The sequence below is a fragment of the Paenibacillus hodogayensis genome (genome assembly GCF_039536325.1).
GTDB classification, from domain to species: Bacteria; Bacillota; Bacilli; order Paenibacillales; family NBRC-103111; genus Paenibacillus_AB; species Paenibacillus_AB hodogayensis.
This window is the reverse complement of sequence record NZ_BAAAYO010000002.1, coordinates 729,301-751,970: the sequence shown is the minus strand read 5'-3', so window position 1 is coordinate 751,970 and position 22,670 is coordinate 729,301. Positions and strand designations below refer to the sequence as shown.

At 55.2% G+C, this 22,670-nt stretch carries 15 protein-coding genes and 1 riboswitch; of the genes, 10 read left to right on the top strand and 5 right to left on the bottom strand.

Translation table 11 applies throughout. From position 1 onward, the window contains the following. Nucleotides 1-9: 9 nt before the first annotated feature. Nucleotides 10-2,367: a PHP domain-containing protein gene (locus ABD796_RS08765; RefSeq protein ID WP_344905983.1), complete on the bottom strand. Its 2,358-nt coding sequence runs from the start codon at nt 2,365-2,367 to the stop codon at nt 10-12. A gap of 220 nt (nt 2,368-2,587) precedes the next feature. On the opposite strand from ABD796_RS08765, the gene ABD796_RS08760 reads away from it, so the two are divergent. From ABD796_RS08760 to ABD796_RS08725, 8 genes are all read left to right on the top strand, one after another. Then, entirely contained in the window at nt 2,588-3,349 is a 762-nt protein-coding gene (locus tag ABD796_RS08760; RefSeq protein ID WP_344905980.1) for a transporter substrate-binding domain-containing protein, read from the top strand. A 278-nt stretch (nt 3,350-3,627) separates the two neighbouring features. Beyond that, the gene (locus ABD796_RS08755; protein ID WP_344905977.1) at nt 3,628-5,742 is read left to right on the top strand and encodes a hypothetical protein; all 2,115 of its coding nucleotides are present in this window, start codon (nt 3,628-3,630) and stop codon (nt 5,740-5,742) included. A 190-nt stretch (nt 5,743-5,932) separates the two neighbouring features. Next, complete coding sequence (locus ABD796_RS08750; protein ID WP_344905974.1) at nt 5,933-6,622, top strand: response regulator transcription factor; 690 nt, start codon at nt 5,933-5,935, stop codon at nt 6,620-6,622. After that, entirely contained in the window at nt 6,619-8,085 is a 1,467-nt protein-coding gene (locus ABD796_RS08745) for a sensor histidine kinase (protein WP_344905971.1), read from the top strand. Before ABD796_RS08750 ends, ABD796_RS08745 begins: the two co-directional genes overlap by 4 nt. Nucleotides 8,086-8,189: 104 nt before the next feature. Continuing rightward, nucleotides 8,190-8,705: an acyl-CoA thioesterase gene (locus tag ABD796_RS08740; RefSeq protein ID WP_379116499.1), complete on the top strand. Its 516-nt coding sequence runs from the start codon at nt 8,190-8,192 to the stop codon at nt 8,703-8,705. Nucleotides 8,706-8,799: 94 nt separating this feature from the next. Next, entirely contained in the window at nt 8,800-9,231 is a 432-nt protein-coding gene (locus tag ABD796_RS08735) for an Rrf2 family transcriptional regulator (RefSeq protein WP_344905968.1), read from the top strand. A 213-nt stretch (nt 9,232-9,444) separates the two neighbouring features. After that, nucleotides 9,445-10,122, top strand: coding sequence for a response regulator transcription factor (locus ABD796_RS08730; RefSeq protein WP_344905965.1), 678 nt, complete (start codon nt 9,445-9,447; stop codon nt 10,120-10,122). A gap of 108 nt (nt 10,123-10,230) precedes the next feature. Then, entirely contained in the window at nt 10,231-11,217 is a 987-nt protein-coding gene (locus ABD796_RS08725) for a polysaccharide deacetylase family protein (RefSeq protein WP_344905963.1), read from the top strand. Nucleotides 11,218-11,231: 14 nt separating this feature from the next. Here ABD796_RS08725 and ABD796_RS08720 read toward each other — a convergent pair whose 3' ends face one another. Beyond that, nucleotides 11,232-12,014 carry a 3D domain-containing protein gene (locus ABD796_RS08720; RefSeq protein ID WP_344905961.1) on the bottom strand — a complete coding sequence of 261 codons (783 nt, stop codon included), beginning with the start codon at nt 12,012-12,014 and terminating at the stop codon, nt 11,232-11,234. Between the two features lie 9 nt (nt 12,015-12,023). Further along, nucleotides 12,024-12,187: riboswitch (cyclic di-AMP (ydaO/yuaA leader) on the bottom strand. A gap of 632 nt (nt 12,188-12,819) precedes the next feature. Here ABD796_RS08720 and ABD796_RS08715 point away from each other — a divergent pair. Then, complete coding sequence (locus ABD796_RS08715; RefSeq protein ID WP_344905959.1) at nt 12,820-14,181, top strand: ABC transporter substrate-binding protein; 1,362 nt, start codon at nt 12,820-12,822, stop codon at nt 14,179-14,181. A 214-nt stretch (nt 14,182-14,395) separates the two neighbouring features. Beyond that, nucleotides 14,396-18,940: a glycoside hydrolase family protein gene (locus ABD796_RS08710; protein WP_344905957.1), complete on the top strand. Its 4,545-nt coding sequence runs from the start codon at nt 14,396-14,398 to the stop codon at nt 18,938-18,940. 98 nt (nt 18,941-19,038) lie between these two features. Here the strand turns inward: ABD796_RS08710 and ABD796_RS08705 are convergent, their stop codons facing one another. The 3 genes from ABD796_RS08705 to ABD796_RS08695 all read right to left on the bottom strand — a co-directional run bounded on the left by ABD796_RS08705 (nt 19,039) and on the right by ABD796_RS08695 (nt 22,542). Next, nucleotides 19,039-20,616: an extracellular solute-binding protein gene (locus ABD796_RS08705; RefSeq protein WP_344905954.1), complete on the bottom strand. Its 1,578-nt coding sequence runs from the start codon at nt 20,614-20,616 to the stop codon at nt 19,039-19,041. Between the two features lie 78 nt (nt 20,617-20,694). Next, nucleotides 20,695-21,567: a carbohydrate ABC transporter permease gene (locus ABD796_RS08700; RefSeq protein WP_344905951.1), complete on the bottom strand. Its 873-nt coding sequence runs from the start codon at nt 21,565-21,567 to the stop codon at nt 20,695-20,697. A 27-nt stretch (nt 21,568-21,594) separates the two neighbouring features. Beyond that, nucleotides 21,595-22,542 carry an ABC transporter permease gene (locus ABD796_RS08695; RefSeq protein WP_344905948.1) on the bottom strand — a complete coding sequence of 316 codons (948 nt, stop codon included), beginning with the start codon at nt 22,540-22,542 and terminating at the stop codon, nt 21,595-21,597. Between the last annotated feature and the right edge of the window lie 128 nt (nt 22,543-22,670).

Genomic DNA, 22,670 nt, shown 5'->3' with positions numbered 1-22,670 from the left:
TTTACGTCATTAAAAATACGGATTTGCGGTTACGAGCAGCCGTCTGTCGTCGTCTTCTACGGCGAATGCCGCGTCTTGGGAAGCGTCTCCGCTGCCGAAGCGAAAACCGCGCGCCGTCATCTCCATGGCAACTTCGAGAGCCGCCAGGGCGGCCGCCGAGCTGTCGCCGGGGTTCGACTCGGCTTGCTCTACGCGCTCCCAGATATCCTCGTACCGGCCGCTGCCCGGAGCGAAGCGGCTGCGCGGCCCGTACACGGTGAAATAGGCGGCGTAAAACTCCAGCGGGCGATACAGCTTGTAATAGGCATGCCGGATGGCCGAAGCGACATATGTAACGGCATGGGCTCGGGGAAATAAATAGCCGATACGGCGGCACGATTCGATGTACCATTCCGCTATGCCTGCTCCGCGCATTTCTACTATGTATGATGGACAGAGACCTTTTCCTTTGCGCACGCCCTCGGCTATCCGGAAAGCTTGCTCCCGGTCGATGCCGCGTTCCGTTAGCTCCAGCATAATATCGTCCCGGCAGGCGATCACGGCGCTGATCGTACACGTCCTCGAACGGATTAGCTCGCGGGCGTTGTTTTCCCAGACGCCGGTGCCATGCGTCAGTCCGGATATTCGCAGCAAGTCGGAGAAGGCGGCTGGTTTCGTCTCCTCCAGCACGGCACGGACAAACGGGAGCCCCATCTCCGGTATGCCGTAAGTGGCTGCCTCCGTGCGGATTTGCCCGGCCGTAACGCCAAGCGCTGCGGGCGAGCGAAACAGGCTGAGCACGCGCGGATCGTTCATCGGAATCGAAGACGGATCGACCCCAGTCAGCCGATGAAGCAGACGCAGCATTGATAAAGGGCTGTGGGGAAACACGTCCAGCTTTAGAAGCGCCGTTTCCAAGTCGCGATAATCGAAATGCGCCATCCTCCAGCCGTCCGGCAGACCGGGAGCGAAGTCATAGACCGGCGTGAACTGTTCCGCCGTATGTTGTTCCGGCACAAGAACAACGCCGCCCGGGTAGAGACCGCCGCTTATCCGGCTCACCCGAAGAGCCCGCTCTTTCCCGAACCTGACCCCCAGTCCGTCCAATGCCCGCTCTTGGTATTCCTCCGGGACAAGAAGATCAAGGTCTGGTACTATATTGCCGTTCAGGCCAAGGAACATTTCGGCGGGAATATTATGCCCGTCCCCCTTCATAAGGCTGCCGCATACCGGACAGCTCCGGTCGGGAAAATCAAAGCCGCTCGTTGCCGCATCGCTGTCCGGCCATTCCGACCGGCTGCACGCCTCGCACACATAATGCGGCGGCAGCGGATTCGTTTCGGTCAAGCCGAGCAAATGGGCCACGAGACTTGCCCCGGCCGAGCCTCTCGTTTCGACCGGGCAGCCGTCGGCTCGGCTTTGCGCGGCCGTGTCGGCGGCGAGGATGTAAGGCGCGGCAAAGCCGTGCGCCGTGATCCGCTCGAGCTCCCAATCGAGGCGAACGGCCACCTGACGGGGCAGCTGCTGCCCGTACCGTTCTGCTGCGCGGTCCGTACACTTGGTACGAATAAATTGTTCCGCGCCTTCCACAACAGGAAGATGCAGTTGCTTCGGCATAAGCTCAAATTCTTCAATGAGATCGGCAAAGCGGTTCGGATGGTCGACGACCGCCGCATAAGCCTGCTGCGGCCCAAGATAGCCGAGTAATCCGGTAATAGGGTCGTCTGTTGCGCCAAACCGTTCCGTATCGCCCGCGGACTCTCCGACTGTGCAGCCCGCCAGCAGCGGCTTGCCGAGCTTGTCCGCGATGTCCGCTAGGAGTCGATGGGCTTCTTCCGTCTGCAGCCGGACTTCCTCGGAAACGATGGAAGATAAGCTGCGCGAGTCGGGTATGAAAGGCTGAATCTCGATCGCGTCGAACTGCCCGGCAATCCGTTCCGCTTGATCGCGGGCTCCGAGCAGAGCCGCCTCCAGCAGCTCGCTTCCGGGAAAGCCGGACGACAGGAGCAGTCTTTCCCGCAGCTTCTCCAGCGTCTGTGTGGAGACGGCCTGCGGCGCAGTGGATCGGTCTGGGCAGGATAGCGAGACGAGCTTGTACAGATGCTTCCGGCCGAAGTCGTTTTTGACATAGATGCGGCAGGGATAAGAGGGGACGTCGTCATGGCCGGTTGAGACAAGCAGCTCAAATCCGAAGATCGGCTTGATGCCGCACCGTCTGGCTGTCCGTTCGGCTCCGGGGAACCATTCGATGCCGGATCGGCTGACGAGGCGAAGCGCTTGGCGGCCCGAACGCGCAGCTTGCTCGATCCAGGCGTCCGCCGAGGATTCCGAACCCGGACATAGAACATGCAATTCCATCCGCATGGCGGGCGTAGGGTGGTCTGTCATTGCAGCATACCTCCAATTGTTTAAAAATTGAGTTGATAATCATATCAACAAACTCATTGTTGCTTATGTTGATGTTTTTGTCAACATACTGCCGTTGGAGTTTCGCGGACTGCATAATGTGCTTCTCTCCTACAAAAGCTAATTAAAAAGTCCGGTGATCCTTTCGGCCGCGTTGCCGGATCTGTTCACCGGCTTTCCAAAGCGTACAGGGAGGTAAGCGATGAATTTCGGACTGCGCGTCATTACAGGGCTGCTGCTATCGGCCGGATTGCTGCTGTCGGGCTGCGCCCAAAGCAAAACGCTGAAGGTCGGGGTGGAGAACGATTTTCGGCCGTTTACTTACATGGAAAGCGGGGAGCATAAGGGCTTCGAAGTGGAGCTATGGGAAGCCATTGCGCAAAAGGGCGGGCTGAGATACGAGCTTGTGCCGATGGAAACGCAGGAGATATCCCCGGCGCTGAAGAGCGGCAAGATCGATCTGGCTATTGCCGGAATGACCGTCAACAAAGCCCGGAAGGACGAGTTGGCCTTTTCCGACCCGTATTTTCAAACCGGTCTCGTCATGCTGACTACTGCCGACAATGAAACGATTCGCAGCAAGGACGATTTGCAGGGCAAGACGGTCGCGACCAAGCTGGACTCCACCTCTTATGTCTATGCCGGGAGCCTGCCGGGGCTGAAGGAGGCGAAAGGCTACCCCGACATCGATCAGGCCTACGCCGACCTGCTGGCCAAAAAAGCGGACTGCGTCATATTCGACGAACGGAACATCCACGACTTTATGCAGCACGCCGGGAACGGAAGAGTCAAGCTTGTCGGAGAAGTATTGAACAAGGAAAGCTATGCGGTGGCGGCCAAAAAGCGTAACCGCTACCTTGGGAGCGTGAACAGTGCAATCGAGCAAGTTTCCCGCAATGGCACGTACGAATCGTTGTATATGAAATGGTTCGGCAGCGAGCCGCGCAAGCTGCCTGGCGAGTAAAACGTGTACCCGAAACAGCCGACCGCGCCGGCGGGCCGGAACAACTGCTCAGCTTCAACAGCCCGTTATGCGGTGCGGTGCTGCATGGACGACGATAAATATTATGCCTGTGAAAATCGCTCTTCTGATGTCGGGATGGGCGATTTTCTTTTTATTTTTCTATATACCAACATTAAATTATATATGATATAGTACATATAGTGTTGAATTCAATAAATGAATTGGGCAAATTCATTGGCCAGCAGGGGCGGCTGACGCTTCCTGTACAGGAGGTTCCCATGGGAGAACGCAATTATGAATTTCGCAACCGGCTGGACGTCGTGCATAAGCCGAATCGGCGCGACCCTCGGCTGCAGCCGGAACCGGACGAATGCCGGATCGACGAGACGTGGCGTATTGTCATTTCCGAAGAGGCCAGCCCTCCGGTCGTTCACGTCGCTAAAGATTTACAGGATTATTTATTTACCAGCATGAATGTTTCCGTCTTGTTGACGAAAGCTTCCGATCTCGGGGAGGCGGCGGAGGGCGGGGAACGGCTTATCGTTCTTGGCAACCTCAATCAGTTAAGCGCTTACGGGGGTGAGCTGGAAGAGCCCCGCAGCTACCGGATCGTAAGCGGCGCGGACCGCATCGTCGTATGCGGCTTTGACGACAGGGGCGTAGGCCAAGGCAGCTATTTTCTGGAAGACTTGATGAATTTGCGCGAGGCGCCGTTCGTGAGCAGCCAGGATACGATACGGAAACCGCTGTTCTCGCCGCGTATGATTCATTCCGGGTGGGGGCTCGACGTGTATCCCGACGCGCATCTGAGCGCGATGGCCCATGCCGGTATCGATGCCATACTCGTATTCGTGAAAGATATCGACGAGACGCCGTTCGGCTATCTGGATTTTAACCATGTTATCGACCGGGCTGATTTGCACGGCCTGGATGTGTATATGTACAGTTATTTGACCAGCAAGAAGCATCCCGACGATCCGGATGCGGAAGCGTATTACGACAGCACGTACGGGCGCATTTTAAAGCAATATCCGCGATTCAAGGGCATTATATTCGTCGGCGAATCATGCGAGTTTCCGAGCAAGGACCCGAACACGACCGGCATGCTGCGTCTGGAGTGGCCGGCCGACAAGCCGAGGACGAAGCCGTCTCCGGGCTGGTGGCCTTGTACGGACTATCCGCAATGGCTCGATATGATCAAGCGGGTGACGCTGAAGCACAACCCTGAGCTGGATATCGTCTTCTGGACGTACAACTGGGGCTATGCGCCCGAGGCCGAGCGGCTGAGGCTCATTGCCTCGCTGCCGACGGATATCTCGCTGATGGCTACGTTCGAAATGTTCGAACAGTACGAGAAAGGCGGCGTCATTCACCGCTGCGTCGATTATACGGCGTCTTTCGAAGGGCCAGGCACTTATTTCGCCAGCGAAGCGAAAGCGGCCCACGAGCGCGGTATCCGGCTGTATACGATGGCCAATACGGGAGGCTTGAGCTGGGATATCGGAGTTATCCCGTACGAGCCGATTCCGTATCAGTGGGCCCGCCGGCATGCGGGGCTGCTTGCCGCGCGCAACGATTGGGGGCTTGCCGGGCTGATGGAATCGCATCATTTCGGCTGGTGGCCTTCTTTCGTAACCGATCTGACGAAATGGGCGTACTGGAGTCCGAGCCCGTCTTCGGAAGAGACGTTCGCCGCAGTCGCCCGGAGGGACTTCAGCTTGGAGGCCGAGCCGCACGTGCTGGAGGCTTGGCGACATTGGAGCGAGGGCATCCGCCATTACATCCCGACCAATTACGACCAGTACGGCCCTTTTCGCGTCGGTCCTTCCTATCCGCTGCTGTTTCAGGAGACGCATCATATTCCACAAGCCTGGTACGCCCATTTCGGCAGCGACAACCGGATCGTGACCCCGATCTATAATCCCATTAACGATCATCCGGATTATTTGCGGCTGAACGTCGAGATTGACAGTCTGCAGCAGATGGCCGAATGGTGGAGCAAGGGGAACGAGGCGCTGGAACGGGCGATCGCGTTGACGCCGCAGCGCAAGCTGGAGGAGGCGCACCTGCTGCTAGGCTTGAACCGCTTTATTCTGCGTTCGGTGTTAACCGTCATCCATACGAAGCAGTGGTGGAAGCTGAAGCACCGTTTGCTGCAGGAGCAGGACGCGACCCAGGCGCAAGCGTTGGCAGCCGAAATGGCCCAGTTGGGCGAGCGGGAGATCGCCAATGCCGAAGCGGCCATTCCGCTCACTGAGGCGGACTCGCGTCTCGGCTGGGAGCCGTCGATGGAATACATGACCGATCCCGAGCATTTGCGCTGGAAAATCGCCCAAGTTCGCGCTGTTCTCGATCGGGAGCTGCCCGAGTATATCCGATCTTTGCAAGGATAATCCACCGCCATAAGCGTAAGCGCATATCCCGGCCGGGCCAGGCCGGGTTTTTGCGTTGTCCGCCCCCGGTGTTTGGTGTATGCTGAATCCGAAACGTTCAGCCGGCATTCAGGATGCATTCAGCATGATTTAAGCCTTGTATCGGATAATAAAGGGATACGGTAATGACGTTGTCGGAGGGGATATACGTATGGCACATACCCAATTGAAAGGGATCAAAATTTTGCTTGTGGACGACGAGCCGAATATTTTGCAGTTTCTCGAGCTGGGGCTTATGAACGAGGGATTCGAGATGCAGACGGCTGCGGACGGAATGACGGCGGTGACGGCAGCCAAGTCGTTTCAACCGCATATCGTCATTCTCGACGTGATGATGCCCGGTATGGACGGCTTCGAGGTTTGCCGGCTGCTGAAAAAAACCGAGCATGTCGCCATCATTATGCTGACGGCCAGAGACGAGGTCGACGATCGCGTGAAGGGGCTGACGCTTGGGGCCGACGATTACGTCGTCAAGCCGTTCAGCTTCGAGGAACTGCTCGCGCGCATCCATGCCCGAATCCGCAACCAATTCCCGAACTTGCTCGGGGAAGTGACGGTCGGCCCTTTCCGGATCGACGACCGGCGCAAGGAAATCGCCCACCACGACCGGGTACTGGAGCTTTCTCCGACCGAATACGAGCTGCTGAAATTTATGGTCATTAACCATGGCCTGGTGCTGAGCAAGAGCGTCATTCTGGACAAAGTATGGGGCTACGATTTCGGCGGCGAAGAAAATATTGTGGAAGTGTACATCCGCTCGCTGCGCGACAAGCTGGGGGACAAGGAGCACCGGATTATACGCACGCTGCGCGGTGCGGGCTACAGGGTCGATGCGACATGAAGCTCCCGTTTAAGCTTCCGGCCGCAATGACCCCCCATTCGCTCCGGTTTCAGCTGCTGTCCCGTTCGCTGCTCGTGATGGCCGTGATCCTGCTGTTCATCGGCATCGTCCAGTATGCCGTGATGCGGGAGTTTTTGTTCCGGAATAAGGCCGATACGATGCAAAGCCAACTGCTCTCGGTTCCCCGCGAAGCGCTGCTCAATTTGGAGCAGGGCAACGAGGGAGGGGGACGGGGGCCGAAGCCGATGTTTTTTTTGCCCGACATGTCGCTCGCCGTTGTCGATCTGTCCGGAAATGTGACGAACGTGTCCAATTGGCCCAATTCCGGCAACCCGCCGAAGCTGGATCGGGAAATTTATGAAGCGGCCCGCAAGAAGAAAAGGCAGGACTATAAAATCGCCAGCGATGCGGAAGGCTATGAATATCTCGTCGTGCTCCAGCCGCTCGATGTGCGGGGGCGCGTGCAAGGCGTCGTCCAGCTGAGCGCGAGCACGAAGCCGTTGAAGGAAGTGGCGGTCCGGCAGTTCATGACCTTCGTATCGCTGTCGCTGGTCGCGCTTGTGCTAGGGCTGCTGGCCTTTATTCCGGTTTTGAAAAAGACGCTGGTGCCGCTGTCCAAAATGGTCAACACGGTCGGCAGGATCGATGCCGGAAGCTTGGGAGAGCGGCTGCCGCCGCAGCAAGGCCAGCAAGAGATCGACAGCTTGGCTCACTCGTTCAACGGCATGCTGGAAAGGCTGGAAGCGTCGTTTCTTGCCGAGAAGGAAGCCCGGGAGCAGATGCGGCGCTTTATCGCCGATGCCTCTCACGAGCTGCGTACGCCGCTCACATCGATACACGGGTTTCTGGAGGTGCTGCTGCGCGGGGCGATGCATCAGCCGAATCAGCTGCATAAGGCGCTGACCAGCATGCACGGCGAATCGGAGCGGATCAACAAGCTGGTGAACGATCTGCTGCTGCTCGCCAAGCTCGATCGCGCCCCACGGATGGAAGTGCGCCCAGGCGAGCTGGACCAGCTGTTGAAGGAAATGGAAGCGCAGCTTCGGCTGCTGGCCGATCAGCGCTCCGTGACGTTTAGATTGATGAACGGGGCCCAGGCTGTATACGACGCGGATAAAATGAAGCAGGTGGTGCTTAATTTGTTTCAGAATGCCGTTCAACATACCGATTCGGCCACTGGAACAATCGCCGTTTCGTTGACAAAGGAAGAGAACGCGGTCGAACTGGCGATCCGCGATAACGGCTCGGGCATTCCCGAGGAGCATCTGTCCCGCATCTTTGACCGTTTTTACCGGAGCGAGTCGTCGCGTACGCGCAAATCCGGCGGAGCCGGACTCGGCTTGTCGATCAGCAAGTCGATCGTGGAGGCGATGAACGGGACGATACGCGCCGAAAGCCGCATCGGGGAAGGAACGGTATTTTACGTTCGCGTGCCATCGGCTGAACCTGCCTCCCTATCGTGAACGGCGTCGTTGTGAACGGCTGTGCGGAGTAGTACAATAACCGTAAACGTGACCGGAGCCCCGAATCGATAGATCCGGCAGGCCGGCGGAAAGGCGTGGGAAATATGGTGGAACAACGATTTGTGAAAGAGACCCGCTGCTACAAGACGTTCCGGGTGTTTCCGACGGACGTAAACAACTACAATACGTTATTCGGCGGCAAGCTGATGGCGTATATCGACGATATCGCTTCGATCTCCGCAGCCAAGCATTGCCGGCGCTCGGCGGTAACGGCGTCTACCGACTCCGTCGATTTTTTGTCGCCCATTCCGATGACGGCTTCGGTATGCCTCGAATCGTTCGTCACCTATACGGGACGGACGTCGATGGAAGTATTCGTGAAAGTGATTACGGAAGATATGCTTTCCGGAGAGCGCCATATTGCGGCGACGTCTTTCCTGACGTTCGTAGCGCTTGGCGAAGACAAGAAGCCGGTTCCGGTTCCGCAGGTCGTACCGGAGACGGAGGAGGAAATCCAGCTCCATCAGACGGCTGTTGGACGGGCGCATATGCGGAGGCACCGCCGCGAGGAGAGCAAGAAGTTCGCCGACTTCCTGACTACCACGTATTCCTGGGAATAAGGCGACTTCGCCCGGTGACGGCTGTTGACGGGGATAGCGGTTCAAGCTACAATGACTGTCATGATACGGGTACACATTCAGGAGGTGCGGGCAGGTGGCGATCAACAGCCGTTTTGCGGTCGGCGTTCATATCTTGTCTTTGCTCGAAGTGAACAAGGATGGCCGCAACACTTCGGACTATATAGCGGCGAGCGTGAATACGAATCCGGTTGTCGTGCGGAGAATTACGAGCATGCTGAGCAAGGCGGGGCTGGTGCTGACGAGCCCGGGCGTAGCCGGAGCCAAGCTCGCCCGTCCCGTCGAGCACATTACGCTGTATGACGTATACAAGGCGGTAAGGGACGATGAAACGGACAGACTGTTCGCGATTCACGACAAACCGAATCCCGACTGCAGCGTCGGTCAGCATATTCAAGGCGCCCTCGAAACGAATCTCCGCCAAGTCCAGGCGGCCATGGAGAACGAGCTGGCCGGCATTACGCTTAGCCAGGTGATCCGCTCGATCGTTCAGCCGGAGCAGGTGTGAGCCGCCGCTCCTTTTCCTTCAATAACACCCGCTCGCCGGGATCTGCAAGACGCACCCCTTCTTTTCCTTTCCTCTTGCGGTAGTTCCCACCCTCTGTCCTCGAAGAAACATGCGTTAACTTTTCCCAGGGCAAATCTTCAATGCGGTTCATCTGGAGTTCATAAAATGGCGTTATACTGAGTTCACAAGAAATCATCAAAAGGGGGCTTTCTCGTGACCCGACTCTTGATCGTGGACGACGATCCGCACATTCGTGAATTGATCAAGCATTTTATGGAACGGGAAGGATTCGATACGATCGAAGCGTCTGACGGCGTGGAGGCTTTGTCCAAGCTTGGGACGATGCAGGCGGATATGGTTATCCTGGACATTATGATGCCGAATATGGATGGCTGGGAGCTTTGCCGCGAGTTGAGGGAGCATTACGATATTCCGCTGCTTATGCTAACGGCCAAAGGCGAGACGTCTCAGAAGGTAAAAGGGTTCGAGCTCGGCACCGACGACTATCTGGTTAAGCCGTTCCAGCCGGCCGAGCTCGTCGTCCGGGTCAAGGCTCTTCTGAAACGGTACAAAATCGCTTCCTCGCAAACCGTCCAGGTCGGCGAGCTGACGCTGAATCGCAAAACGTACGAGACGGCGGTGGACGGAAAAAGCTTGACGCTGCCGCTGAAGGAGTTCGAGCTATTGTTCCGGCTGGCTAGCTATCCCGGCAAAACGTTTTCCCGCGATCACCTGATCGAACAAATATGGGGGTTCGATTACGAAGGAGACGAGCGTACCGTGGACGTGCATATTAAGCGGCTGCGGGAACGGTTTCCGGAAGACAAGCATTCATTCAAAATCAAAACGATCCGCGGGCTCGGCTACCGGCTGGAGGCCGCGGCGGAATGAGAAGCGGCGGCATGAACGTGAAGCGCCCTTCCATAATCGAGTAACGGATAATTCCCTCCCGAACAAGCATACTAAGCCGTATTACGGGTCCTACGGGAGGGAAAGTCCATGAAGAGCGTTATCGGTATTGCGCTTTGCTGCGTACTTATTACGACAGCGGGATGCGCGGATTCGCGGCGGCCGGCCGGCGTTCCTGAGACCCGTTCCGAGCCGCACACAGGGGCAAAGATGCTGGGATCCGATCCCGCGACGTTCGTCTCCGACGGCGAGCTGTTGGCGGAGACGGCGAGCAGCGAAAAAGAGCGGGCGAAGACCTTTTCCGTGCCGCCGGTAGTGGCTGCTCCGCCTCCGGCAGAAGCTCCGGCCGTCAAGCAGAAGCCGCAGCCGAAAACGCCGTCCGTATCGGTTCAGAAATCGCAGTCCGGCTCTTCCGGCAAGCTTACGTTGCCGCAGCTGCGCGCCAAATATCCGGATATCTTCAAAGTAAGCGGCGCTTCTCAGGAGCGGGGTGTCGCCTTGACCTTTGACGATGGACCGGACGAACGGTTTACTCCGCAAGTGCTGGACGTGCTGAAGGAGCATGGCGTGAAAGCCACCTTCTTTTTGCTTGGCAAAAAAGCGGAGGCCCACCCGAACATTGTCAAACGGATCGTCCGCGAGGGGCATACGATCGGCAATCATTCTTACGGTCATCCGTTGTTCACGAAAATCACCGTCGACCGGTTTGCCGGAGAAATCGAGCAATCGGAGGAAGTGCTGAACCGTCTTGCGGGTTATCGTCCAAAGCTGCTGCGCCCCCCGTACGGCGAAATCAACGAAGAGCAGCTGCGATGGGCGAACAGTCGGGGTTATGTTATCGTGAACTGGAACGTCGATTCGCTGGATTGGAAAAACCTCGGCGAGCAGCAGGTAACCGGCAATATTCTGGGCCATACGAAAGCCGGATCGATCGTTCTTCAGCATTCGGCCGGCGGGAGCAGTCAGGATTTGAGCGGAACGGTCAAGGCGCTGCCCGGTATTATTACGAAGCTGAAAAGCCAGGGATATCATCTTGTGACGGTGCCCGAGCTGCTGCATTTGTCGAAAGACAAATAAAAAAGCCGTCGACCTTAGTCGACGACGTAGATGGTAACATTCTGATAACCGAATTTTTTCGCTTTTTCTCTCGTATCGGGCACATAAATATCGATCCGGCTTCCGTTGATCGCCCCTCCGATATCGGAAGCTTTGGCAATCATGCCGCCAGCTGGCAGGCCGTCATAATTGTATCCCGTCACGTACACGGTCGTGCCAAGCGGAATGATCTTGGGATCGACAGCGATCGTTCCGACCTGCAGCGCATTGCCGAAATAGTCTTTACCGGCGTAGCCGCCGTTCTCCGCGGCACTCCCTGTGTAGGCGGAAGCGACGGCGTCGATCGTTTGCTTCGGCGTAATCGTCGCCCCGGTAGCGGTAATGATTTTGTTTTTTGTTTCGACCAGTTCCGGTTCGACCGGCGCGGCCGCGGGCGCGATTTTTGCCTTGGGCGCGGCAGCGATCTCCGTCTTTTGCGCCGTGAAGAGGGCAGGGTCGGAGGTATCGCCCGACTTGACGGTGTAGGACAACGGCTCGATGGCGGCAAACAGCGGGCTAAGCCCTCCCGGCAGCATCGGGCCCCAGATGGGGGCCATTTCCGATAAGAGCAGCGGTTTATATAAGGATAACGTTTTGTAAGGAGAAGCATCCGCATTCGTTTTGGTCAGAAAATCGCTTTGCATTGTCAGCGGCGACCATACAGGCTGCAGCAAAGTCGGGTCCAGTGGACGGCCTGCGGCCGAAACCGCCGAAGAGGATAGCAAGAATAGGGCGAAGACGCCCGTAAGCCATATACGCTTCCAGGTCGATTTGAACACGGTATTCGTTTCTCTCCTTTTGTCCGCCTACGAGGTTAGTTGTCGGATTCGGATTGAGGGCTACAACCCTACGCGTCATTTCGCGATTCACCCCGAATGGAACGGCATAGTCCGCCATACCGCCCATGTGTAAAAATCCCCCGCACTCCAGAATAAAAGAGCAAGATTGAAAATCCCTGCAACTTCCATGATCCGGAGTTTCGGCTACTTGTAGAAGGCTACCATACATAAAGACCTCAGGAAAACCCTCAATTTCTGGAATCCGCCCTTTCGGAGCAAGGCCTAATCGCTCAAACCGTTGGGGGCGTAGCGTTAGAAGGCATGGCACAATTCTCCTTTTTTTCTACACATAGGATTGACGATTACAAAAGAAACCTATATCATAATAAGTAACGTTGTATTATGGTATGACCATGATATATCATCAATGTTACCGCCACCTCAGATACTATGCCCGGAGATTCCTCCAAAAGCCCTTCACTCCACGAGCACACCTTCAAGCGAATCTTGGTAAGACCTCCATCACGATTTTACACGCAAACGAACACAACCGACTCGAACCGGTACAAAATCAGACCTTATCGATATCATGGAATGCAACTTAATGATAGCGTTTTCAATCGCGTATTAGCGGGAACCGCTGAATTCCGACTGGGATAGGATGGAAACTTTCATTTTTAAGGAGGTGATGGAGCTTAGCTTACCGGATTGTATTGGAATGGGGACGGTTTCGTTCGGAGCGCCGTCAAGCGTATGTTGCGTTTTCAGGAAATGCTATACATTGCAAACGGGAGGGTCTACACGTATGAGAAACAAGCGGAGCCTGTTATTATGGCTGGCAGGAGTTATGGCGGTATCGACACTGGCGGGGTGCGGCGGAACCACAAAGAGCCCGGACAAGGACGCAAACGCCGAAAGCGCCAAAGAAAACGTACAGCAGAAGCCAAAGGAACCTGTGGAAATATCGATTTTCCATTACAACGGCACATGGGGCGAGGACCAGAACACCAAAGTGTTTGCGGAGCCGATTACGAAGAAATACCCGCATATCAAGGTCAAAGCGATCAGCTACACCGGGCCGAAACAGCTGGAGGAGATGGTTGTGTCGGGTACGCTGCCGGACTTGATCATAACGACTCCGGGCCCCGGATTCGAGTCGACGATAAGGAAATTTGAGGGACAATTTGATTTGACTCCGCTGATCAAACAATATAATTACGATTTGAATCAACTGGATCCGGCCGCAGTCGGTTCCGTGCGCAGCTTGTCGACCAAAAACGAGCTGTTTAGCCTTCCGATTTACATGTCGCCGAACACTTTGTATTACAACAAAGGAGTGTTCGATAAATTCGGCGTCGCTTATCCGAAAGACGGCATGACTTGGGACGATTTGTATGAAATGTCGAAGAAACTGACACGCAGTGAGAACGGTGTACAGTATCGCGGTTTTTTGGCTTCCTACGTCCATTTGATGAGACTGAACCAAGTGTCGCAGAAGCTGTTTGACAGCACCGGGCAAAAGGTCGCCTTCGATACGAGCGAATTCAAAAATTACTTGAAGGACATTTTCCGCATATTTGAGCTCCCCGGCTACGACATGGACAAAATATCGCTGGAATCGAACGTACATAACGCGTTGTTTGTCAAAGACCAAACCGTTGCCATGATCGAGCCGGGCGGCACGCTGCTGGGCGAGGAATCGTTGGCGGCTCTCGGAAATCAATGGGACTTTATTACTTATCCTACGATGAAAGAAAAGCCGGGCATAGGCTACCAGCCGTACCCGTTTATCCTATCCATGTTCAATACGAGCAAGCATAAGGAAGCCGCATTCGAAGCGATGACCTTCCTGACTTCCGCCGAATTCCAGACTGCGGCTGCCAAGCAAGGTACGCTGCTGCCCGTTCTGAACGACAAATCGATCGTGAAACTATTCGGCCAAGATTCGTCTTTCTATAAGGGCAAAAATGTCGGCGCCTTGCTGCCGAAGCAATTTGCTCCGGTTCCGGCCGAACCGTTCTCCGAATTTACCGCGACAGCCCAGAACGAGCTGTACAACGTTTTCCGGAAAGTCGTGACGGGTAAAGCGGACATGAATACAGCCTTCCGGGAAGCGACCGAGGCGGCCAATAAAAAGATAGAGGAGATCAAGGCGGGAAAGAAATAACGAAGGAACGTTCGGGACAGGGGGCTTGATAAAGGTCAACTGTCCCCGCTTTGGGGCAAATAAACGGGATCGAGGTGTCGGCATGTTTACACTTGTATGGCGAAGAAGGATCAGTTTGCTCGTCATGGTTTTGATCGTAGTCGGAATATGGCCCATTTCCCCATTTTTCGGGCCCCCAAACACCGCACTCGCAGATCCGCAGGAGGGAAAAGTTTTGCGTTTCGAAGACAATGGTTCTAGCCTGCAAGCCGCAGGATGGAGCAGGCGAATACCGCCTGAGGCCGGCGTGTACATTATCGACTCTACACATTCCTTGGGCAATCCCAAACTGACGGCAACGAAGCCCGTCCCCGCTGGACAGTACTTGTTGTACGGGGACCAGAACGCCAGCGCCTTGTCCCAATACAGCACGATATCGAAAAAGATGCCGATCGGTCCCGCAGCTTGGACCTTGGAGCTGTCAGCCAAGTTCGTGGATTTGATGAAGCCGAGCCAGTCTCCCGTATACCGCGGGATCAGCTTTGAAATATTCGCAGCTGGGAAAGAATACAAAATTACATTTAACGATACGAACAAAATTTTGGCGATGACGAATGCATCGGGCGCCTATGTGCAGCAAGAAGCGGTAATGCCGGAGGATAACGATTTTCATGACTGGCAAATCGCCTATGACGGCAATACCATGGTGTCCGTGAAGCTGGACGGAAATACGGTGGCGAGCTTTGCCAACATCGGATTTCCCGTAACAGGGAGAGGAGACGAGCTCGTTATTTTGAATGCTCCGCTCAACTGGCAGTCCGGCACGAATGAAGTGTATATAGATAGCATGGCGCTGTACTCCGGCGGTCAAGAAGTTCTTGTGGATATGCTGCTTGAAGATGACGCTTCCCGCTTAAGCGCTGCAGGCTGGTCCAGATCGCTGGCTCCCATTAACGGATTGTACATCACCGATAACGAAAACTCGCTAGGCAATCCGAACGGCGTAAATATGAAAGCGGTACCATTGGGACAGTACTTGTTATACGGCGACGAACAGGCCAGTATCCAAGGCAAATACGTACGAATATCGAAGAATGTGCCGATCGGTCCCGGCTCGTGGACGCTGGAATTTTCCGCGCGCTTTGTTTATCTAATGAAGCCTTCCTCCAACCACGCGGACCGGGGCGTTTATTTCGATATTTATGCCGCTGAGAAACGGTACAAGATTACGTTTAACGACACGAATAAAATTATGGCGAATGCCTCATCCAGGGAAGAAGTGCAAATGCCGGTCGATGATGCTTTCCACAAGTGGGAAATTGCCTTCAACGGAGCAGATACGGTTTATGTAAAGCTGGATGGGGCCATTGTGGCGACATTCGTGCACATTTCTACGGCGGCTGCGGGGATTCCGGACCGGGTGAACATCGCCAACGTGCCGCTGAATTGGGAGTCGGGAACGAATGAAGTTTATTTGGACTCTATGCTGTTGTATACGTCGGCGATCGGCGATCCCAATCGGTTGATTGATGACGACGGTTCCAATTTCCAGAAGGCGAAATGGACGGTAGATTCTCCCTCCGCGGAGGCGTATTTTACCGACTATGGCCGAACGAACGGTTCCGTTCCAGGTATGCTTCCTGCCGAAGAAGGGAGATATTTGACTTACGCCGGAGCCGCTGCGGCAAGTGCAGTGCAGATGACCCAAGCCGTCGATATCGGCGCCGGGCCATGGGCGCTTGAATTCGACGCCAGAATGGCTTCTCTCGTCCGACCCGATCCGTCCGGAGCGGAGCAAGGATTCGGCGTCGAGGTCATCGCCGGCGGGAAGAAGTATCAGCTTTTATTTAACGACAATAATAAGCTGTACGTAAGCAAAGGCAGCGGCGGTTATGAGGTTGTCGAGAGCGGCCTTCTGTCCGATACTTACTATGACAACTGGGGCATAGCCTACGATGAGCACGGACGGCTGATCGTCTCGCGCAATGGGAGCAAGCTTGGGTTTTGGTCCGGCGCAGGTGTGCCCGTGCAGCAAAGCGACCGAATCTCCATCGTCAACCAGGCGGCAGGCGCCGTCGGAGAAACAAAGGTGTATGTGGACCGAATCAAGCTGCTGAAGAACCTAATGCCCGATTGGAGCCGATTTCGGCCATTAATCGCCGGTGCAACCGTTCTTCCTACTTCGGATGCTGCGGAAATTACGACCGTCGTTCCGCTATTCGACGCCGATCCGCTGCGGTTTGATACGAACCGGCTTACGCTGGAGGCGGAACTGCTGCAGGACGGTCAAGTCGTAAATCGCATTGAGCAGGAAGTGACTGGCCCGACGGTATTGCTGCCATTAACTGCGAATGGCCGCAGCGGCTGGATGGACTTGTCGCTGAAGCTGAAAGACGGCAGCGTCGTAAAAAGCGAGGTTTCCTACAAGACCGACGTGTATGCGAGTGTCTCTCTTCTGCAGCCCGGTCAAACGGCAACTTCGGTAACCGGCCAAGTGTATTTGTTTACGGATGTCGATCAGGCTGCCGATTCATCGGGCAAGCCGCCATGGGAAGCCGGTTGGAAGCTGGCCAGCTACAGCTATGACGGGAGCGATAGCGGCGGACTGCTGGTAGAGAGCACGAGCGAAGCCGGTACGCTGGAGCTTCCGGTTAGCTTACACGGCTGGTATGGCGTATATATCGGTTACGTAAGCGGGACCGAAGGATTGACCGTCTCGGCCGGAACGCAGTCCCGTTCGATTGTTTTGGATGGAGTTGAGACGAGCGATCCCTACGGGAGCAAGGCGATAGCGGAAGTATTCGCGTTCGCTTCGGATTTTCAGAACGGAACGGTCGCCTTGTCCGCGATTCCCGGCAAACAAGCGAGAGTGGCTTATGTCAAGCTGAAGGGACTGACGCCGGAGGAGATCTTGCTGAACGCCAAACCGGACGAAGGGGCAGCGGGCAAACGGGTCATTTACAATAACGACGGTTATAGCGATTATTTCAGCGGCAAATATGACACGGAACAAAAACTGATCGATAATGCTGTTACTATTTTGGCCGGTCAAGATGCCAATTCCTTGTATTGGGCGCTTGGAACGACGATGTTAATACTGCGGGACAGCGTGGCGGCCGGACGGCCGTATGCGAGCTTGACGCCGGAGCAAGAGCGGGATTTGATGCGGGACGGGGACAAGCGGGTGAGGGACGCCGTGTTGGGCTTTGTCGACGCGGGCAAAGACCCTTTGACGATCGTAGCCCGGAAGGCGAACGAGCTTGGCATGGACGCATACGCGTCTTTGCGGATGAGCGCCTTTTACAACCAAAATGTTTATCCATGGCTAAACGGCAATTTGTACACCGACTTTGCGAATAAAGGCTATTTGCAGAAAAAAAGCAACGGTACTCCGGATGTGCGGATGAGTTATGCGTATCCCGAGTATAGGGAATACATCATCGATGTATTGAAAGAAGCCGTCTCCGTAACCGATGAACAAGGGCAAAAGCTGCTGAGGGGCGTGGAACTGGATTACAGCAGATACCCTTACGTGCTGGGCTACGAACCGGTTCTCACGAATGCCTACGCTGTCCAGTACGGAACCGCGCCTCAGCAAGAGACGACACCGGGAGGCCAGGCCAGGTGGAACGAGTTCAAAGCGGGAGTTATGACCGAGTTTATGCGCGAGGTGCGCAGCGAACTGCCCGGACAGCAAATTTCGGTTCGCATTCCCTATGACCTGTATGTCCAAAACGGACTGGATATCGAGACGTGGATTCAGGAGCAGTTGATCGATACGCTTGTCGTTTGCACGCTGAGCCATGAAACCTTTTTCGCCGAGATCGGTTCTTTCCGGGATATGACCGCAGGCACGGGCGTAAAGCTGTATGGCAACATTAATGGAACGCTTTCCGGCAATGATTTGACGCGGCAAGAGGAAGAGCTGTTAAAGCGCGGAATTCGCATCAAGACGGGGCACGAGACCGTCAGCAAGCAGCAATACTTGCTGAGGACGCATGAGTTTTACGAAGCCGGCTATGACGGCGTCTATATTTTCAACAATTGGTCGGGACGGGCGGACGGCGGCCAATCGATACTTGGCGAATTGGGCGATAAAGTGAAGGTCGAGAAATGGTACCAATTCGCTTATCCTTCGGAATGGGTGCAAAATCTGGTGACGGTTCAGCCCGCGCAGCCGCCGGACCTCACCCCTCCGGATATTGCAGTGACAATGGCTACTGCGGACGGGAGCCCTTATGCGAGTGACTCCTGGACGAATCAGAGCGTCGTCGTCAGCGTTTATGCGCAGGACGGGCAAAGCGGACTCGCCTTACTGGAGATTTCGCAGAATGAAGGAGTCGCCTGGAGCGTCTATGGAGACACGCTTCGCTTTGAAAGGGACGGAATTTACTCTCTCTGGATCAGGGCGACGGACAAGGCGGGCAATGAAGCGTTGGAGCGTCGCACGATCAAAATATCGACGTCCGGACTCATGCTGACCACCCAGCTCCAGCTATTCGACGGATCCCCGTACAGCAGCGGAACATGGGCGCGTCAGGGGGTGACCGCTAGCGTATATGCGGAACATAGACCAGGTTTCACGGTTACGGCTGTCACTTATTCGCTGGACGAAGGAGACTCGTGGCATCCCTACGCCGTTTCCGGTCCCTTGAAGTTCGAGGAAGACGGGATTTACCCGGTATGGTTTCAAGCCGAGGATGAAGTCGGAAACCGACTGCTGAGCAAAGTTTGGATACGAATCGACCGGCACTTGCATATTCGGGCCGCTTTAGAATAGCAACGATACGACAACGAGGAAAAACAGCCGGATGGCGCTGCGCAAGAATGACTGACCTGCGCCGTGCCGTCCGGCTGTTTTCGTGTGGCCTTATCGTATTATTGCTTGGCGGCTTTGATGCCGTCATTCACTTCTTTCATCAGCTGCGTGCCTCCGCGGCCTTTCCATTCCTCGATCATCTTATCCCAATCGGCGATCGGGCGTTGGCCGGAGATCATCTTCGTTTGCTCGCCGAGCAAATATTTGTCCAGCTCGGAGCCTTTGGACGCTTGCGTTTCCGAGTAGACGAGGTTGATCGGATCGTCGTACGGGTTTTTGTTGTACGTTTTTTCCATTTGCTCGATCGAAGCGATGAATGCTTGCATTTCCGGCGAGTTGTACGACGCCTTGGAGAACTGGTTCGCATCGTCGCTCGGCGCCCACGGTTTCCAGAATTCATGGCGCTGCAGCATATATTGGATCGGCGTGTTGGACTCCTGGCCGGCTTTCGGCACGGCTTTTCCGTTGACCATCTCGTAGCCCGAGCCATTGCCTCCCATGATCCAGTCGAACTGCTCGTTACTCGGCGTACGTTGGTCAAGCGGCAGGAATTGGCGTCCGTAATCGAGAATCTCGAAAATTTTCTTCACTTTGTCCGGATCATTCTTCAGCTTGGCGGACAAGGTCGTGAGACCGAAGAATCCGCGGCCCTTCAGGTTGCCTTGCGAGCCGTCCGGAGCTTGGAAGAACGGAATCGGCACGACCTTTGCCTTAGGATCGACTTTAAGCAGGCCGGTGTAATATTCCTCGACCATTCCGCTCGGCGTGCCGATGAAGATACCCGCCTTGCCGGAGTAAAATTCCTTGTTCGTCTGCGCCCAGTTGAGCACCGCGAAGTCTTTGGTGACAGCGCCTTCTTTATAGGCGGCGGCCAGCGTTTCGACAACTTCCTTGCGTCCTGGACTGATCAGGCCCGGCATGAAGTTGCCTTCCTTGTCCTTATGATACCAAGCGGTGGACCAGTAAGCGCCCATCGTCGGGGCCGGGTTGACGTCCTGGCCGAGCGCGAAGCCGTACGTGTCGTTTTTGCCGTTTTTGTCCGGGTCGTTTTTCGTGAAGGCGACGGCTACTTCCAACAGCTCTTTGTAGTTCGTCGGCATTTTCAACCCCAGATTGTCCAGCCAGTCCTGACGGATCGTTCCGGAGAACGTGTAGGTCGGTTGGTACATCGGAATGCTGTAAATTTTGCCATTTACGCGGAACTGGTCATAGATCGATTTCGGCACGCCCTTGAGCGTGGCATACTGGTCGATATAGCTGTCAAGTTCCAGAAACGCGCCTTGCTTCGCCCATTTGTAGTAGTTGGCATCCAGATCCTTGATGGCTACCACGTCCGGCATATCGCCGGAAGCCATAATGACGTTCAGCTTTTCCTTGTAGTCGGATTGCAGCACGAATTGCGATTTGATGTTGGCGCCGAACTTTTGCTTGATTGCTTCTACCCCTTTGCCGCTCGGGTCGGGGAAGATCGTGTAGGCGAAGTTAAGGAAGCCGATATCGTATATTTTCGTTTTCGTGGCGTTGGCATCGCCGGTTTTCGGCTTATCGGTTGTGCTGCCGCCGCCGCTCGAACAAGCAGCCAAAGCTGCGGTCAATACGGCTACGGTCGTCAGGCTGACGAATGTTTTTCCCTTCATGTTGAGGACACCTCCGTTTGGATTATACCCGATACACTCTTGCTTAGCATGAAACCCCTTTTATGGCGGAACATGATGTTACCCTTTCACCGAACCGATCATCACCCCCTTCGCGAAATGCTTTTGCAGAAACGGGTACACGATCAGAATCGGTACGGTGGCCAGCAGAATCGCGGCCATTTGAATCGTTTCCGCAGGCGGCGGTTGTATGTTGACGAATTGGTCGGCCGACAGCGAGGAGGTGTCGTTTACTACGACAATTTGCCTCAGCAGCAATTGAATCGGCCACAGCTTCGGATTGCTCAGGTACAGCATGCCGGTAAAATAAGAGTTCCAATGCATAACGGCGTAGAACAGTCCGAACGTAGCCAGAGCCGGCTTGGACAGCGGCAGGACGATACGCGCGAAGACGGTGAACGGTCCCGCTCCGTCGATATGGGCCGCTTCGTTCAGTTCCTCCGGAATGCTCTTGAAAAACTGGCTGAACACGATCAGATTCCATGGACTGATCAGGACCGGGATAATGAGCGCCCATATGGAGTTAAGCAGCCCGGTCGACTTGACGATCAGATAGGTCGGGATTATACCGGCGCTGAACAGAAAGGTGAACAACACCATGAACAGCAGCAGCTTTTGCCCGTAGAACGGTTTGGCCAGCGCATAAGCCATAGTCGAAGTAAAAGCGAGATTGAGCGTTGTGCCAAGCACGGTGATGAAGATCGTGATGAACACGGATTTGACGAATTTATCGTTGGATAAAATGTAGCGGTAAGCGTCCGTCACCCAATGCTCCGGCCATAAAATGAAGTCTTTACGCAAGTATTCCTCCATCGAGGAGAAAGATACGGAAAAAATGTACAGGAACGGCACGATCATCGCCGCGGCGATAACGGTCAGCACAAGCACGTTCAGCCAGTCGGCCGCCCGGTCGAGCCCGGTACGGTGATTCATAGGCTCACGCACCCCCTTCGCGGAAAATTAATAGATGCCTTCTTCGCCGAACCGTTTGGCCAGCTTGTTGGCGGCAACGACGAGCACAAGCCCGACGACCGATTTGAACAGGCCGACAGCGGTTGCAAAGCTGAAATCGGATTGCAGAACGCCTTTATAGTACACATAGGTATCGAGCACTTCGCCGACTTCCTTGACGTACGGGTTGAGCATCAGGAAAATTTGCTCGAAGCCGTTGTCGAGCACCGTTCCGAGCCTCAAAATGAGCAGGATGACGATCGTGCTGCGGATGGCGGGGAGCGTAATGCTCCAGATGCGCCGCCACCGGCTGGCTCCGTCGACTACAGCGGCTTCGTATAGCTCCGGATTGACGCCGGACAGCGCGGCCAGGAACACGATGGTGCTCCAGCCCGATTCCTTCCAGATGACCTCCAGCACGATCAAAGGCTTGAACAGGAACGGCTGCTGCAGGAACATGATCGGCTCGGTCCCGAACAGCGAGGCGAGTAGGCTGTTGACGACCCCGTCGCTTCTCAGAAAAATCGTAACCAGCCCGATGACGACGACCCAGGACAGAAAATGCGGCAAGTAGACGAATGATTGAATAAGCCGTTTGAACCACTCCTGCCGGGCTTCGTTCAGCATAAGCGCCAGTATGATCGGAAACGGAAACGCGAAGACGATTTGCAGCAGCGATAAAGTCAGCGTATTCATCAGAACCTGCACCACTTCGGCGTTGTCGAAAATGCTGCGGAAATGAGCGAAACCAACCCAGTCGCTATGAAGGAACCCTTGGAAGGGGCTGTAATCCTGAAAGGCGATAACCGATCCGAGCAGTGGCACATATTTGTAAATAATGAAGTAAAGCGTGCCGGGTAAAGCGAACAAATACATAGCGCGGCTTTTCCAAATCTTTCTCCAAACCGTGGCGTTCGGTCCGACTGTCCCCGCCGCCGGTTTTGTAATCGTTCTCATTATGGCGGTAACCCCCCTTTCCGGTTCAACCGGTTATTTGGAATGTTGTCATGGGCTCATCATAGGGAAAGGGGAACGGGCCTGTAAACGATCTATTTTTTTCGGCGCTCCGGCAAAAGATGATACGG

Coding starts and splice junctions, on each gene's coding strand:
- ABD796_RS08765 (WP_344905983.1), bottom strand. CDS start 2,367: ATGACAGACCACCCTACGCCCGCCATGCGGATGGAATTGCATGTTCTA.
- ABD796_RS08760 (WP_344905980.1), top strand. CDS start 2,588: ATGAATTTCGGACTGCGCGTCATTACAGGGCTGCTGCTATCGGCCGGA.
- ABD796_RS08755 (WP_344905977.1), top strand. CDS start 3,628: ATGGGAGAACGCAATTATGAATTTCGCAACCGGCTGGACGTCGTGCAT.
- ABD796_RS08750 (WP_344905974.1), top strand. CDS start 5,933: ATGGCACATACCCAATTGAAAGGGATCAAAATTTTGCTTGTGGACGAC.
- ABD796_RS08745 (WP_344905971.1), top strand. CDS start 6,619: ATGAAGCTCCCGTTTAAGCTTCCGGCCGCAATGACCCCCCATTCGCTC.
- ABD796_RS08740 (WP_379116499.1), top strand. CDS start 8,190: ATGGTGGAACAACGATTTGTGAAAGAGACCCGCTGCTACAAGACGTTC.
- ABD796_RS08725 (WP_344905963.1), top strand. CDS start 10,231: ATGAAGAGCGTTATCGGTATTGCGCTTTGCTGCGTACTTATTACGACA.
- ABD796_RS08715 (WP_344905959.1), top strand. CDS start 12,820: ATGAGAAACAAGCGGAGCCTGTTATTATGGCTGGCAGGAGTTATGGCG.
- ABD796_RS08705 (WP_344905954.1), bottom strand. CDS start 20,616: ATGAAGGGAAAAACATTCGTCAGCCTGACGACCGTAGCCGTATTGACC.
- ABD796_RS08700 (WP_344905951.1), bottom strand. CDS start 21,567: ATGAATCACCGTACCGGGCTCGACCGGGCGGCCGACTGGCTGAACGTG.
- ABD796_RS08695 (WP_344905948.1), bottom strand. CDS start 22,542: ATGAGAACGATTACAAAACCGGCGGCGGGGACAGTCGGACCGAACGCC.